Below are 15,908 nucleotides of genomic sequence, written 5' to 3' on the forward strand. Positions count from 1 at the left end.
GTAAAGCCGAAAGGCTGAATAGTAAAATTTTGATCGGAAAGATGTTTGAAGGCGGTGTTTCTAAATCGTTTTCCATCTTTCCGATACGCGTTGTATATATGCCTGTCGAGCAGGGCGAGGCTCCTGCTTCCATATTAATCAGTGTATCGAAACGTCGTTTTAAACGGGCGGTGAAACGCAACCGGGTGAAACGCCAGATACGTGAAGCCTACCGGAAGAACAAGTCTCTTCTGGTAGACGAACTGCAACGCCGGGAGCAACGGTTAGCCGTTGCCTTTATCTATCTGTCGGACGAGCTTGTTGCTACTGCCGAGCTGGAAGAGAAAATGAAAATAGCGCTTGCGCGCATCTCCGAAAAACTATTCTCATGAAACCTCATAACTCCCGGATATCTACCGCGTGGGTATTCGTTACGGGAATTTTGAGAAAGGTATTTTCCTTCTTCCTGCTTGTTCCCATCTATTTTTACCGGATTTGTATTTCACCCCTTACTCCTCCCTCTTGTCGGTTCACGCCTACTTGTTCAGCGTATGCGCTCGAAGCAATTAAGAAACATGGTCCTATAAAGGGGCTTTATCTTGCTGTGCGGCGTATTCTGCGATGCCATCCCTGGGGTGGTTCCGGTTATGATCCCGTGCCTTGAGACAACTGAAACGAGAAATAGAAAATGAAAAAGAATGTGACTGATATTTTAGATATCCATACTCATAAACAGGAAGTTGATACCCAAGGAAAATCCATCATCAATTATCCGTTATTGGCAGACTCTCCATTGTATATGCCTTTGGCAGAGAATGTGGAAGTGACTGTGGGTAGAGGATATTATTATTCTATCGGAATTCATCCTTGGGAGGTGAGAGAGAGTAATGTCAGTCAGCAATTGAGCTTTCTTCAACAGCAGCTGCAGAGAAAGCAGTTTGTAGCTGTAGGAGAGGCGGGGCTGGATAAATTGGCAGAAGCTCCGATGGAGCTTCAGTTAGCGGTGTTTAAGGAACAGGTAAAGTTGTCGGAAAAGCTCGGTTTGCCCTTGATTATTCACTGCGTGAAAGCAATGGAAGAACTGTTGGGCGTGAAAAAAGAATCTCGCCCCCAACAACCTTGGATATGGCATGGCTTTCGTGGAAAACCGGAGCAGGCGGTACAGTTGTTGAAGAAAGGGTTTTATCTTTCTTTTGGGGAATATTATCCCGATGAAACGATGCAGATAGTCCCCGATGAACGCCTGTTTTTGGAAACGGATGACAGCTTGCTTGATATTGAAGATATCCTGTGTCAGGCAGCCAGGGTGCGTGGGGTAGAAGTGGAAGCGTTGCGTGAGGTGATTCGCCGGAATATCCAAAATGTCTTTTTTAGGGCGTAAGAGTTGTATCTTCCGAGAAAGAGTCGTACTTTTGTCGCACATGGAATTGAAATACAATAAAAACCAAATAATTAAAGAGTAATACGATGAATTTTGTAGAAGAATTGAGATGGCGTGGCATGTTGCAGGACATCATGCCGGGAACAGAAGAGTTGTTAAGCAAAGAGCAGGTGACTGCCTACTTGGGTATCGACCCGACTGCCGATTCGCTACACATTGGTCACCTTTGTGGAGTGATGATCCTTCGTCATTTCCAACGCTGCGGTCATAAGCCGTTGGCACTGATCGGTGGCGCTACAGGTATGATTGGTGACCCTTCCGGTAAATCGGCAGAACGTAACCTGCTGGACGAAGAAACATTGCGTCACAATCAGGCATGTATCAAGAATCAGCTTGCCAAGTTCCTCGACTTCGAGTCGGATGTACCTAACCGTGCCGAACTGGTGAACAATTACGACTGGATGAAAGACTTCACTTTCCTCGATTTTGTTCGCGAAGTAGGTAAGCACATCACTGTAAACTATATGATGGCGAAAGACTCTGTGAAACGTCGTCTGAATGGTGAAGCACGCGATGGATTGTCATTTACCGAGTTCACTTACCAATTGCTTCAAGGATATGATTTTCTTCATTTGTATGAAACAAAGGGGTGTAAGCTCCAAATGGGTGGTTCCGACCAGTGGGGAAACATCACTACCGGTGCCGAATTGATCCGCCGTACCAATGGGGGAGAGGTATTCGCATTGACTTGCCCACTGATTACAAAGGCTGATGGTGGTAAGTTTGGTAAAACAGAATCCGGAAATATCTGGCTGGACCCTCGCTATACTTCACCATACAAGTTCTATCAGTTCTGGCTGAATGTAAGCGACTCCGATGCTGAACGTTATATTAAAATCTTCACCTCCATCGAGAAAGAAGAAATTGAAGCATTGATTGCCGAACATCAGGAAGCTCCGCATTTGCGTCTCCTCCAGAAACGTCTGGCTAAGGAAGTGACTGTGATGGTTCATTCTGAAGATGATTATAACGCAGCAGTAGACGCATCGAACATTTTATTCGGTAATGCGACTTCGGAAGCTCTGCGTAAACTGGATGAAGATACGCTGCTTGCTGTATTCGAAGGAGTGCCTCAATTTGAGATTTCCCGTGATGCATTGGCAGAGGGAGTAAAGGCTGTTGATCTATTCGTTGATAATGCGGCCGTATTCGCGTCGAAAGGTGAAATGCGTAAGTTGGTTCAGGGCGGTGGCGTTTCGTTGAATAAGGAGAAGCTGGCAGCCTTTGATCAGGTAATTACAACAGCTGACCTGCTCGACGAGAAATATCTGCTTGTTCAGCGCGGCAAAAAGAACTATTATCTGCTGATTGCAAAGTAATAATGCACGATTCATTCGATAGAATATAAAAAAGTGAACGAAATATTTGGAGGTTTGCTTGCAAACCTCTATCTTTGCACCGCTTTTTAACAGAAAGCACATAAGTTTGGACTATGGTGTAATGGTAGCACAACAGGTTTTGGTTCTGTTTGTCCAAGTTCGAATCTTGGTAGTCCAACGAAGGAAAGCCCCGAAAGAGACATCTTTCGGGGCTTTTTCTTTTTTTGTGGGTGCAAAGTCATTTCTTAAGTCATTAGAACGTTCACATACGGAACAACAACATGATGATTTCTATAGTTTGGTTGCAAAAGCGGAGCAAGATGCCTTGAAGAAGTATCTCTCTATTAGGATGTAAGAAATTTGCTGTAGCTTATTTGTACGTAATATTGACTGTTTCGATGTTTGTCCTACTCATATTTGAATAGACTTCTATATTGTTAGCAATAATATATTTACAGTTCTATAATAAATCCGAATACTGTTTTTAATAAATAGTGAGAGAGTTTATTAAGAACGGTATCTGAGTTTATTAGAAACTATTTTCAGAGAATTATTGGAATATGTGGGATTTATATATACAAAATGGGAGAAAATCAATACTGATTTTCTCCCATTCGGTTCTTCCATATATGGAAATATATGTTTTGATAATGTGTTATTATGTCTTGATTTTTATATAACTCATATTGCTTTTTTCTTTTTCTGTTCCTCAAAGATACAAAATAAAAAGAGGAAAGTCAATAGCTAATCTTATTTTAATGGAAGTATAAGCAGAAAACGTGCGTTCTGCATGAAATGAGTCTTCATCTTGTCTGCCTGTTCGGCACGGTTGCGGACAATCGTCAGTTCTTCGTTCTTCTCTTGCAGTTGTCTGATTGATTTCTCCGTCTTCGAAGGTGTGGCGTACGATGGTGTCTTTGCACCGTTTGAAGTCAAACCAGCTGAATCCTTCGCCCCATGGTTCGATGCGGCGGTAGAACTTTATTTCGTCGAGCAGTGCCTGACCGCTCTTGTCGCAAGTATATTGAGGGTCGCGTCCGCTGTCGCGGATCAGTTCTTTCAGTAATTGCCTTGCTTCCGCTTCTTTTGGAGGCGTCAGGTGGCAGTTGGCTTCTGCTTCGATGAAATACATCTCCGAACTGCGGAAAAGATTGAAAGGCATGGCACCTACTTTGTCGATACACTTAAATTTGAACGACATATAAGTGTATATTTTTGCCGAAGTATTCAGGTCGGGATACAACCCTTGGGCGTAACTGGTGAGTGCACTTCCGCCCAGACCATTGTTTGTTATATCACCCGTGTTATAAGTATATTCGAGCGGATCGAGAGATAGAGGCTTCTTTCTTTTTTTCATTGCATTAAGTAGAAATCTCTCCCAAAACGTATTATAGTTCGTTAAAAAAGTATACATTGCACGGATTCTGGACATTTTTGGTGGATAATTGGAACAAAATTGCAAGGTAAACCCGTTTTCTTTTGCTATTTTTGCATTGTGTACGTAAACGAAGTGCGCGTAGAAAGAGAACTTATTCAATAACTATAAATAAATAAGGTATGAAAACGAACTATGAAATTCGCTATGCTGCGCATCCGGAAGATGCAAAAAGTTATGATACAACAAGAATCCGCAGAGATTTCTTAATCGAAAAGATATTTGTCCCCAATGAAGTAAATATGGTATATTCCATGTACGACCGTATGGTGGTAGGTGGTGCGCTTCCGGTAGGAGAGGTGCTGGCGCTCGAAGCGATTGATCCGCTGAAAGCTCCGTTCTTCCTCACCCGTCGCGAAATGGGTATCTACAATGTCGGCGGTCCCGGTATTGTGAAAGCAGGCGACGCAGAGTTCGAACTGGACTATAAAGAAGCTCTTTATCTGGGTTCGGGCGACCGCGTAGTGACTTTCGAAAGCAAAGACGCCGCTCATCCAGCTAAATTCTACTTCAACTCACTGACTGCACATCGCAATTATCCCGACCGTAAGGTGACGAAAGCCGATGCCGTAGTAGCCGAAATGGGTTCTTTGGAAGGTTCCAATCACCGCAACATCAATAAGATGTTGGTGAATCAGGTGTTGCCTACCTGCCAGTTGCAGATGGGTATGACGGAACTCGCTCCGGGAAGTGTGTGGAACACGATGCCGGCACACGTACACAGCCGTCGTATGGAGGCCTACTTCTATTTCGAGATCCCCGAAGATCATGCTATCTGCCACTTCATGGGTGAGGTAGGCGAGACGCGTCACGTATGGATGAAAGGCGATCAGGCCGTTCTTTCACCCGAATGGTCAATTCACTCGGCTGCTGCTACCCACAACTATACCTTTATCTGGGGAATGGGTGGCGAGAACCTCGACTACGGCGATCAGGACTTCTCGTTGATTACAGATTTGAAATAACAACTACAATAGTTTTCCTAATTTAATAACAAAAAGAATTATGAATCAGTTTTTGAATTTTTCTTTGGAAGGTAAGGTAGCTCTCGTTACAGGTGCTTCTTATGGTATCGGATTTGCTATTGCTTCTGCATTTGCAGAACAAGGCGCTAAAGTTTGTTTTAACGACATCAATCAAGAGTTGGTAGACAAAGGTATGGCTGCTTATGCTGCAAAAGGTATCAAAGCTCACGGTTACGTATGCGATGTGACAGACGAACCGGCTGTTCAGGCGATGGTTGCTACGATTGCAAAAGAAGTAGGTACAATTGATATCCTTGTAAATAACGCAGGTATTATCCGTCGTGTTCCTATGCACGAGATGGATGCTGCTGATTTTCGTCGTGTAATCGACATCGACTTGAATGCTCCGTTCATCGTTGCTAAGGCTGTTTTGCCGGCTATGATGGAAAAACGTGCAGGTAAGATCATCAACATCTGTTCTATGATGTCTGAGTTGGGTCGTGAAACTGTATCTGCTTACGCTGCCGCTAAGGGTGGTTTGAAGATGCTGACTCGCAATATCTGTTCTGAATATGGTGAATACAACATCCAGTGTAATGGTATCGGCCCGGGTTACATCGCTACTCCGCAAACTGCTCCTCTTCGTGAGCCACAAGCAGACGGAAGCCGCCACCCATTCGATTCATTCATCTGCGCTAAGACTCCTGCCGGTCGTTGGTTGGATCCTGAAGAACTGACAGGTCCTGCCGTGTTCCTTGCTTCTGAAGCTTCTAACGCTGTTAACGGTCATATTCTCTACGTAGATGGTGGTATTCTTGCTTATATCGGAAAACAACCGAAATAATGTGAGATAGAAGAGATTCCGGTAAGGTGATAGAATGGCAAAGAGCATCCTCTTTTCATCTGTCACCTTATTTTTTTATTATTCCCTTTGCAGGATATAATAGCCTCTGATTTGCAAAGTATATGTTATTCATTCAATGTAGACTAATTATGAGAAAGATATTAATTCTGTTTGCTGTAGCCTTGATTGGTTTTGCTTCTTGTGCCGACAGCAAGCAGTCGATGACAGTCACAGTGACCAATCCTTTGGCTCTTGAACGGGCAGGGGAGATGGTTGAAGTGCCGATGAGCGACGTGGTCGCTAAATTGAAACTGGCGGATACGGCACAGATTGTGGTGCTTGACGTCGACGGGCAGCAAGTGCCTTATCAGGTGACGTATGATGAGAAGGTGGTCTTCCCCGTTACGGTAGGGGCAAACAGTGCGGTTACTTATACCATTCAACCGGGCACACCGGCACCTTTTGATGTCATTGCTTGCGGTAAATACTACCCTGAACGTCTGGATGACGTTGCCTGGGAGAATGATCTTGGCGGATTCCGTGCTTATGGTCCTGCTTTGCAGGCTCGTGGAGAACGTGGTTTTGGCTATGATCTTTTTACGAAGTATAATACTACGGAGCCGATTTTGGAATCTCTGTATGCTGAAGAACTTAATCCTGAAAAGCGTGCCAAGATAGCCGAACTGAAAAAGACAGATCCGAAAGCCGCTTCCGAATTGCAGAATGCCATCTCTTACCATATCGATCATGGATACGGTATGGATTGCTATGCCGTAGGTCCCACGTTGGGCGCCGGCGTTGCCGCTTTGATGGCAGGTGACACTATTATCTATCCTTACTGCTATCGCACACAGGAAATCCTTGATAATGGTCCGCTGCGTTTCACGGTGAAGCTGGAGTTTAATCCGCTGGTGGTCCGTGGAGATTCTAATGTGGTGGAAACACGTGTCATCTCTTTGGATGCAGGTTCTTATCTCAATAAAACTGTTGTTTCATATACCAATTTGAAAGAAGCAATGCCAGTAACTACGGGACTTGTGTTGCGTGAACCGGATGGTGCGGTTGTGGCAGATGCTGCAAATGGCTATATCACTTACGTAGATCCTACAACTGACCGTAGTGGTGCAAACGGTAAAATATTTGTGGGTGCTGCATTCCCTGCACAGGTGAAAGAGGCGAAAGTGGTTCTTCTTTCTGAAAAGGAAAAGAAAGAACGTGGCGGAGCCGACGGTCATGTGCTCGCTATCAGCGAATATGAGCCGGGTTCTGAATATACTTATTACTGGGGATCTGCCTGGGATAAGGCGGCTATCAAGACTCCGGATGCGTGGAATAAATATATGGCTGAATATGCGCAGAAATTGCGCACGCCGCTGGTAGTGGCATATTGATGTGCTGAATTACTATGTAGTCTGAAAAGAAGGATTGTTGAGGGGAGCGAAAAGACCCTCTTTAATCTCTTTTAGTCGTGGAATACGCAATGTATTATTGAATATCATGTGTCTTTTCCAATAGATTAGGTAAAAGTTTCTTTGATAAAAAGATACTTTTGCCTAATTCTGTCTTTCTGAAAAAGAAAGAAACCTAAAAATGTGTCTTTATGGGAAAGAAAGAACTACTGAAACAACTGATTGCAGGATTTCAAGCCTCACTACTGGTAGAGGTACGTCCTCGTTCGTGAACTCACTCTTTCAGTTTTACTTATGAGTGAGGTTCTTTGTTGTGGCTGCAGTAGTCGTATAAGGTAAAGTAAATATAAATGTAGTCCCCTTACCAAACTTGGAGTTGAGGGAAATCTTTCCACCGAGCCGCTCAATGATAGATTTGCAGATGGATAATCCCAGTCCTGTTCCTTGTGCATAATTGTTTAGTTTTGTGAAACGCTCGAATACACGTCCCACTTTCTCTGGTTCAATTCCTATTCCAGTATCTGTTACATGGAAGATGATCTGGTTGTCTGTCAGTTTGTAGCCATAACTGATGCTTCCTTTTTTGGTAAATTTGATAGCATTCCCGACCAGATTCGAGATTACCTGAAATATCCGATCTTTGTCTGTCGTGATCATCAGTCTCTCGTCCGAAGGCTCGTAGATCAGATTTACTTCCTGCGGAATACGGAATATATGGGCATTGTGCACTTCCAGGCAGATATTGTGGAGACTGACAGGTTTGAAAGAAAATTCAATGATTCCCGATTCAATCTTCGAGAGATCAAGGATCTCGTTGATAAGTTGTAGAAGTCGTCCGTTGTTGCTGTTAACGATGTTGTAATATTTTTTGCGTTCTTCCGCATCGTCGCTTTCGGCAATGAGACAAGAAAAACCGACAATGGCATTTAGTGGAGTTCGTATTTCATGACTCATATTGGCGAGAAAAGCCGATTTTAGATTATCGGCCATCTCTGCTTTCTCTTTTGCCGACTGGAGTTGACGTTTTATTATTTCCAATTCTGTGATGTCCCATTCGATACTGACGATGATGGGGGAAGACAATTCGTCTCCGTCCACCCGAATTTTCCGTTTGTCGAGGATTATCAGATTTCCATTCTTGTCTTTTTCTTCAACAATCCAGTGTAACTCTTTTCCTGTGGTAGCTACCTGTATGTCTTCCTGTCTCTTCTTTTCGGCTACTGCGAGAGGATGGAAATCAAAATCATCCTTGCCAATAGGGTCGTATGGATAAATATCTCGATTGTACGATTCGCGATTTCGGTAGATGTATCGGAAGTTGTTATTGATCTCTTTTACTACAATTCCGGCGGGGAGGTTGTTGATGGTGGTATCCATGATCTGGTTAAGCCGTTTGATTTTGGCTTCATATCGGATTCGCTCGGAAATGTCATGGGCGAATGACCAATAACTTTCCTCGCCGTAGTCATTAGTTACGTTATACATTGTGCCTTCATATCCCAATATGTTTTTATTAGTTTTCGAGGGATAGTAGGAGATGAAATGGCTGCTTTTACCGTGTCTTATATCTTTGCACCGCTCTTTCCAAGCTTTCTGCGTAGGTATGTTTCCGGCGATATTATAAATTTTCAGTTGGCTAAGGTACTCGTTTTCAGCAATTTCATGATTATATAAAAAACAGCGGTTGGCAAAGATGATTGTACCATCGGGTTTGGCAGCGAAGATACTCTCTTGAACATTGTTGATGGCGTGTGTCAGTGTATTGATATGGTTTCTGCGATATTGTATGTCCGTGATGTCCTGGATATATCCTTCGATATTAAAGCTACCGTCGGAGAGTTGTTTGCGCAGGTAAGTCTGAATACGCATATAAAATACTTCCCCATTTGTGCGGACACGATAACTGATGCTTTCCATGTTGAGTTTTTCTTCGTTCGTGTACCACCATTTTCTGAAATTCTGGCGATCTTCTTTTGCGATTAGTTCGATATAGTTTTCAATAGTAATATTCTGGACATTCTCCTCGCATGAAACTCCCGTATAGTCCGAACAATGCAGCACGTTTTTATACGTATTGTATGTCCATTGTCCGATTTGAGCCACTTTTTGAATCGTTCGTAGTGTATAGTTTGCTTGTTCCAGTTGACGTTTAACATTGCTTCTTTGCGTGATGTCACGATATTGGCAGAGTACCATGTCGTCATAAGGAAACATGAGGCATTTGAAATAAAAAGTATCGTCTTCCAGCATTAGTTTGAAGTTCTTGCTAATACTTCGCTGCTCTTTGAGCACAGTCTGAAAAATAGGTATTACTCTTTCTCTCGTATATTCTGGTAAAAGTTCGATGATATTTTTTCCTAAAAGTATGTTTTCTTGCAGAAACCACAGGTCACAATGAGGTTCAATATCCATACAAACGCCATGCCTGTCGACCAGTAACATAGTGTCTGCTGTCAGTTTCAAAATTCTTTGTGCGTTATTTGCATCATGTAATATTCTGCTCATTTTTATTTTATTAGTTGGGCTACAGATTGATATTTGTAGAATGATTTTGCATAGTTTTGTTTGGTATGCTGCAAAAATAGGTAAAAGAAATATGTTGGCTGAAAAAAGTGTAGTTCCAACATGTAGACATAAGTGTATCTTATTTGGATACTACAAAGTTGGTACTATTAATATCATTGGATAAGTCGCGGAAGAAATCATGACCGAGAATACAGGAAATACGCCAAAGTAGATTAATATCGATATTTTCTTTTTGAAATATCTTGTAGACGTTGGGGCGTGTGCAGCATAATTGAGTGGCGAACCAGGTGACGGTACGTCCCTGTTCGTGAAGAATGTGTGCAATAAGTTGTCCTACATGAATCATGTATTATTTATGCTTATATTTGCCTCCAGATTCCCTTAGGCGGACGAATCATTCTAAAGTTGACAGATATATATGGAAAAGGCGTGGGAATCTTACCTTCGTTCGTCCTGTATTCAAGGCCTTCGCAATGCCCTACCCCGAGAACGAACAACGCAGAAAGCCCACGCCGATATGCATAACATCCGTGACCTCTCTTTGTTTAAAAGCGAGGTACGGATGTATATAAATACACATCAGGAGGACGTCTTAGTTGCTATTCGTCAATTCGGGGTCAAAGTGTGCGAAGTTTTGAATACGAAAGACAAACGCTTGTAAACGTCTTCTCAATATAAACATCTCTCCCCCGCCACCCGGAGGCTTTCTGCAGAAGAGATCGTTGCAAATGTATAAAAAAATACGGATGGAAAGGGTAATGTGAATCAGAAACTTTTTGAATACCGGTTATTTTGCCCTCTTTTTTCCTTTGCCGGGCGAAATGTGCTTGTACTGACATCTTATAAGAAAGAAGAGCGATCTCCCAATTTCGGGCACAAAACAGGTTTTAAACTATAAAAGCCGAGGCGCAAGGCCTCGGCTTATATTTTTATCTTCTTATCAGGGAGCTTTTTGGCTCATTGGAGACTTTTTTTCAAAAATCTCTGTTCTTATCGAAGTTTCTGTTTTCTCAAAGGTTGTTATTATAACACCTTGAATTCATACCCCTCCTCTTTCAGGAATTCGATGGCACGGGGGAGTGCGTATTGCAGGTTACCGTTGTTCCAAGACTTCAGCGAATCATGGAAAGTGATGATAGAACCGTTTCGCGCATAGCGTTTCACGTTGTTCAGCACTTGTTCCGGGCGCATCCGCTTACTGTAATCGCGGGTCACGAGATCCCACATAATGATGCGGTAATGATAGCGCAACGTATAATACTGCCGGAATCCCATGTGTCCGTGTGGCGGACGGAAGAGATCGGAATGAATAATATCATCTACCTTTCTGGCATTTGCCAGGTAATCCGGATTGGAATATTCAAATCCACGGATGTGGTTGAAAGTATGGTTACCGATGCGGTGTCCGTGCTCTACCACCATCCGGTATTCATCCGGGTGTTTGCGTATATTGTCGCCTACCATGAAAAAGGTAGCTTTAATATGATGCTTTTCCAGTGTTTCCAGTACCCAGGGAGTTACTTCGGGGATGGGGCCGTCGTCGAAAGTCAGATAGACTGCCCGCTCATTCGGGTCCATCCGGAAGATAGCCTGTGGATACAACGCCCGGAAAAGCCAAGGTGGTTGTTCTATAAACATGAGAGTCTGTGTTTTGAAGTATTAGGAAATAAGTATTAAGTATTATACCTTACGGAAAACATGCCGGAAGCTACGTTAATACTTAATACTTATTACTTCATACCTAAATTATTTCCCTTTCATTCTTGTCACGTACTCGTTATAAAGTTGGTCGAGCTGCGTGGAGTAATGTTTCGCGAGTTTTTCTGATTTGTATTTTTCCATTAAGCGGACTTCGGCGTCAAGCAAGCTGGCGTTGTACACGAAGTTTTCGCCGGCGATGGCAAGCTGGTTATCGTTCAGGCTAAGATACCAGATCATGTATTCGAGCGATTTGTTGGCAAGCTCGTCGATGATCTTGTTGGCTTTCTCGTTCTGTCCCAGTTGGTAATAAGATTCTGCCATTTGGAAGGCGCCGTTTGCCCAGTCGTACGGTACGTTGTATGACGGAATCATCTTTTCGGCGTAGTCGAGTGCGGCGAGTGCCTTATCCTTCTTGCCTTCTTTGATAAGCTGGCCTACAAGTTGCGTGAAGATACGGCGGTGCGTGTAGCACATACGCATCACGTTCTCGTCGATATAGATACCCGGTTTGTCGATACCGCCGAACTTGAACTTGTTCATCAGGTTGTCGTACATCTTTTCGCTGTCAATCTTGCTGTCCAGTTTGTCCGTATCGAACGGTGTGAAACGGTAGGCAAGACCTTCCTGCATAAAGTGGTTGCCCATGCCCAGATGGTTTTCGCTTCCTACGGTGATTGCCATATAGATAGGACGTTCCCAGTTGGCATTGGCAAGCATTTCAAGCATCATCAGTTCACTCTTGTAGAGGGCGCGTTTCGGGTTGCCGTTGGCGTCTCTAAGGGTGATTGTCATGTATTCGGGGATAGAGTCGCCCAGAGCTTCCGGTATCTTCATGCCGGAGCGGCGTACGGCTTCTTTGTCCACCTTCATTACGATGCTGTCCGTAGGGATAAGCGGCAGTTGGATATCTTTTCCAGTCTTTTTGAGAAGCTCTTTCAACTGGTCGTTCTTACCGAGCATCCAACGGTTGATGATTTCCTTCAATTCGTATGGATTCTCACCGAAAATGGAGTGAACGAGTGATAATATGGTAGTGTCTCCCTGTGCAGCCAGTTCGTTTGCCTGTTTGAAATAGCTGTCGATGAAGGCCTTCATTTCCGGACGGATAGGGATATATTCATTTTGTCCTTCCACATATTCCACACGGTCCCAAGTGATAGGAAGCGACGGGGAATCGTAGGCTGGGCGTTTCATTTGGTCGATATACCAGTCTGTTTGCAAGTAACTTAGGTTACAGGTGCGGGCATCTGTACGGAAGCCTTCTGTTTCCTGGTTGTACCACAATGGGAAAGTATCATTATCACCATTGGTATAGATAATCGGATTTCCTTTTTCCTGTAAGGTCATCAGGTAGTTCTGTCCGAAGTCGCGGGCAACGAAGCGTCCGCTACGGTCGTGGTCATCCCAAGTCTGTCCCGCCATTTGGATGGGGACGAACAAACAGAGCACTGAAGCCAGTACGGCTGCCGGAAGTTCCTGCATCTTGCAGTATTCTCGTAGCATACGGATGATACCTGCCACTCCCATACCTACCCAGATGGCAAAGGCGTAGAACGAACCGGCATACGCGTAATCTCGTTCACGGGGCTGTGCAGGGGTTTGGTTGAGGTAGAGCACGATAGCGATACCTGTCATGAAGAACAGGAAGAAGACTACCCAGAATTGCTGGATACCCCGCTGGCTATGATAAGCTTGCCAGAAGAGTCCGATTAAGCCGAGAATCAGCGGCAGACAGTAGAATACATTGTGTCCTTTATTGTTTTTGAGATCCTGCGGAAGCAGTTCCTGATTACCTACCAGTAAGTTGTCGATAAACGGAATACCGGTGATCCAGTTGCCGTGTTCAATTTCTCCGCTACCCTGTATGTCGTTCTGCCGTCCGGCAAAGTTCCACATGAAATAACGCCAGTACATGAAGTTCAACTGGTAGGAGAAGAAGAATTTGATATTTTCCCATTGGTTAGGCATGTTCACCATTACCATTTCTCCGCATTGGTCGTAAGGAACGTCGTGTCCTTTGATGTCTACCCATTGCTTGTAGAGTGGTGCGTGTGACGAGCTGTACATACGCGGGAAAAACATATTCTGTGCATATTCGTATTCCACACGTCCGGGAAGTTCGATATAAGAGTCTTTTTCGTCGGGAGAAGTCTTTTCCTTGCGGACAAACTTGCTTCCTGCTTCCGACTGGCGCGGAATACAATAGCCGTCTTTTACGTCGAGTGCCACTTTCGAAGAGAAAGCAGGACCGTAGAAGAGCGGACGGGTTCCGTATTGTTCACGGCCGAGGTATTCGCCCAGGGTGAATATATCCTCCGGTGAGTTTTGGTCCATCGGAGTGTTGGCAGTAGAACGGATAACGATCAGTGCGTAAGAAGAATACCCGATTACGATCATCATGGTGCACAGCAAGGCTGTGTTCATGGTGCGGGCGGTGATACGCCATCTCTCTTTGATTTTAGCCTGTACACTCGGAGCAAGATAAAGTCCCAGTGCGGCAATAACCAAAATACCGATGATGATACTGCTGGCTCCGTGTCCGTAGAAGGGGATACCCAGCAAAGCGATCGTCAGGATAAAGGAGATAGCCATGCGCGCTTTGTTCTTTTCGGTGTAACTTTCGTATACACCCCAAATCAGAGCGGCCGCAAGCAGAATGATATAAACCACTACGCCCGAATTGAATGACATTCCGAGTCCGTTGACGAACAACAGTTCAAACCAGCCGCCTACTTTCACGATACCCGGTACGATGCCGTAAAGCACGGCTGCAACGAGCACCATTGAACCTAATAGCGCTATTAACGAACCTTTGGCGGTAGCATTCGGCGTTTTTTTGTAGTAGTATACCAATACGATGGCAGGCAGACAAAGCAAGTTCAATAAGTGCACACCGATACTCAATCCGGTCAGATAGGCGATGAGGATAATCCAACGGTCGCTGTGCGGCTGGTCGGCTACGTCTTCCCATTTCAGAATCAACCAGAAAACAACAGCGGTAAAGAGGGAGGAGAAGGCATATACTTCACCTTCCACGGCCGAGAACCAGAATGTGTCACTGAATGTATAAACCAGTGCACCGATCAGTCCGCTACCCATCACTGTGATAAGCTGTCCTTTGGTGATATTGTTTTCGTCAGTGATAATCAGTTTGCGTACCAGGTGGGTGATGCTCCAGAAAAGGAACAGGATACAGGCGCCACTCATGAGGGCACTCATGTAATTCACCATTTTAGCAACAGTTGTTACGTCGGAAGCAAATTGAGAAAACAGATTCGCCACTAGCATGAAGAAAGGTGCGCCGGGCGGGTGACCGACTTCCAGTTTATAGCCGGTGGTTATGAACTCCGGGCAATCCCAGAAACTTGCGGTCGGTTCTATTGTCAGGCAGTAGACGGTTGCCGCAATGATGAATGTAAGCCAACCCATAAGGTTGTTTACGGTTCTGTACTGTTTCATTAGCACTATCGTAGTTTATTCGTTAAAAACAAATTATGAGGTCGCAAAGATAGTGATTTGTAAGGATAATGAGGAAGAAAGTAAGAAATATTAAGTAACGGAGGGGTGATTTACTATCTCTTTCACTCTTCCGGAAGGCGGGAACTTGTGTGTTGGCAAGTAAGGAATTTATTTTTTCTTCTGTCAGACTGACCTAAAGTCTTGATTTATTTTTCTACTTTTGCTTACTGACAACAAATGCTTGTGAAGTAATGGACAAAGACATAACACTGGAACAAGAATTCGATCTGGTCTTCAAGGCACATTATTCGCTGGTGAAGAATTTCGCATTGATGCTCCTTAAATCGGGGCAGGACGCGGATGATATAGCACAGGACGTTTTCACGCGACTATGGGCCAAACCGCAGATTTGGCAGGATAACCCCGGGATAGATAAATATATCTATGCTATGACCAAACATGCCATTTTTGATTTTCTCAAGCATAAGCGCATAGAACGGTCTTACCAACAGGCACAGATGGAAGAAAGTCTTTTCAAGGATTTGTCTCCGTCGGGTGATACACTGGACGCTATCTATTATAAAGAAATACAATTAGCTCTGCAAATGGCCGTTGAACAATTTCCCGAGCGGCGCCGGCTGATTTTCGAGATGAGCCGTATTCAGGGAATGAGCAATCTGGAAATAGCGGAAAAGCTTGATATTTCAGTGCGTACCGTAGAGCGTCAAATCTATCTTTCCTTGGTTGAATTAAAAAAAATCGTATTTATTTTATTTTTTCTTCATTTCATTTGAGTAGTCTTCGCATTTGTGTCGTGCTATATATGTATT

At 44.0% G+C, this 15,908-nt stretch carries 12 protein-coding genes, 1 tRNA gene and 1 pseudogene; 9 read left to right on the forward strand and 5 right to left on the reverse strand.

Going from position 1 to position 15,908, the window contains the following annotated elements:
- The 5 genes from rnpA to ACT8YW_RS12580 all read left to right on the forward strand — a co-directional run.
- On the forward strand, positions 1-371 hold a 371-nt coding region (gene rnpA, locus ACT8YW_RS12560; protein ID WP_444105307.1), incomplete at its 5' end, for a ribonuclease P protein component.
- Positions 368-643 (forward strand): membrane protein insertion efficiency factor YidD, encoded by a 276-nt coding sequence (gene yidD, locus ACT8YW_RS12565; RefSeq protein ID WP_004298909.1) that lies wholly within the window; start codon positions 368-370, stop codon positions 641-643. The genes rnpA and yidD, both read left to right, overlap by 4 nt.
- A 24-nt stretch (positions 644-667) precedes the next feature.
- The gene (locus ACT8YW_RS12570; RefSeq protein WP_444105309.1) at positions 668-1,360 is read left to right on the forward strand and encodes a TatD family hydrolase; all 693 of its coding nucleotides are present in this window, start codon (positions 668-670) and stop codon (positions 1,358-1,360) included.
- 86 nt (positions 1,361-1,446) lie between these two features.
- The gene (gene tyrS / locus ACT8YW_RS12575) at positions 1,447-2,739 is read left to right on the forward strand and encodes a tyrosine--tRNA ligase (RefSeq protein ID WP_195649651.1); all 1,293 of its coding nucleotides are present in this window, start codon (positions 1,447-1,449) and stop codon (positions 2,737-2,739) included.
- Positions 2,740-2,846: 107 nt separating this feature from the next.
- A tRNA-Gln gene (locus ACT8YW_RS12580) sits at positions 2,847-2,917 on the forward strand.
- Positions 2,918-3,448: 531 nt separating this feature from the next.
- On the opposite strand, the gene ACT8YW_RS12585 is transcribed toward ACT8YW_RS12580, so the two are convergent.
- Positions 3,449-4,096 carry a RagB/SusD family nutrient uptake outer membrane protein gene (locus ACT8YW_RS12585; protein ID WP_444105311.1) on the reverse strand — a complete coding sequence of 216 codons (648 nt, stop codon included), beginning with the start codon at positions 4,094-4,096 and terminating at the stop codon, positions 3,449-3,451.
- 200 nt (positions 4,097-4,296) lie between these two features.
- On the opposite strand from ACT8YW_RS12585, the gene kduI reads away from it, so the two are divergent.
- From kduI to ACT8YW_RS12600, 3 genes are all read left to right on the forward strand, one after another.
- Entirely contained in the window at positions 4,297-5,139 is an 843-nt protein-coding gene (gene kduI / locus ACT8YW_RS12590; RefSeq protein WP_444105313.1) for a 5-dehydro-4-deoxy-D-glucuronate isomerase, read from the forward strand.
- 40 nt (positions 5,140-5,179) lie between these two features.
- Positions 5,180-5,983 (forward strand): gluconate 5-dehydrogenase, encoded by an 804-nt coding sequence (locus tag ACT8YW_RS12595; protein WP_004296873.1) that lies wholly within the window; start codon positions 5,180-5,182, stop codon positions 5,981-5,983.
- Positions 5,984-6,132: 149 nt separating this feature from the next.
- On the forward strand, positions 6,133-7,374 hold the full coding sequence (locus tag ACT8YW_RS12600) for a DUF4861 domain-containing protein (RefSeq protein ID WP_444105315.1): 1,242 nt from the start codon (positions 6,133-6,135) through the stop codon (positions 7,372-7,374).
- Positions 7,375-7,719: 345 nt separating this feature from the next.
- Here ACT8YW_RS12600 and ACT8YW_RS12605 read toward each other — a convergent pair.
- From ACT8YW_RS12605 to ACT8YW_RS12620, 4 genes and pseudogenes are all read right to left on the reverse strand, one after another.
- A pseudogene (locus ACT8YW_RS12605) lies at positions 7,720-9,897 on the reverse strand (ATP-binding protein); the annotation flags it as partial.
- A 139-nt stretch (positions 9,898-10,036) separates the two neighbouring features.
- Positions 10,037-10,264, reverse strand: coding sequence for a hypothetical protein (locus ACT8YW_RS12610; RefSeq protein WP_074638837.1), 228 nt, complete (start codon positions 10,262-10,264; stop codon positions 10,037-10,039).
- 677 nt (positions 10,265-10,941) lie between these two features.
- Complete coding sequence (locus ACT8YW_RS12615) at positions 10,942-11,556, reverse strand: polysaccharide deacetylase family protein (protein ID WP_444105317.1); 615 nt, start codon at positions 11,554-11,556, stop codon at positions 10,942-10,944.
- A gap of 108 nt (positions 11,557-11,664) precedes the next feature.
- Positions 11,665-15,078 (reverse strand): DUF2723 domain-containing protein, encoded by a 3,414-nt coding sequence (locus tag ACT8YW_RS12620; RefSeq protein WP_444105319.1) that lies wholly within the window; start codon positions 15,076-15,078, stop codon positions 11,665-11,667.
- Positions 15,079-15,329: 251 nt separating this feature from the next.
- Between ACT8YW_RS12620 and ACT8YW_RS12625 the strand changes: the two genes are divergently transcribed.
- Positions 15,330-15,872, forward strand: a complete 543-nt coding sequence (locus ACT8YW_RS12625) for an RNA polymerase sigma-70 factor (RefSeq protein WP_444105321.1) — start codon at positions 15,330-15,332, stop codon at positions 15,870-15,872.
- Positions 15,873-15,908: the final 36 nt, after the last annotated feature.

Origin of the sequence: Bacteroides sp., assembly GCF_052357945.1 — a bacterium.
GTDB lineage: Bacteria > Bacteroidota > Bacteroidia > Bacteroidales > Bacteroidaceae > Bacteroides.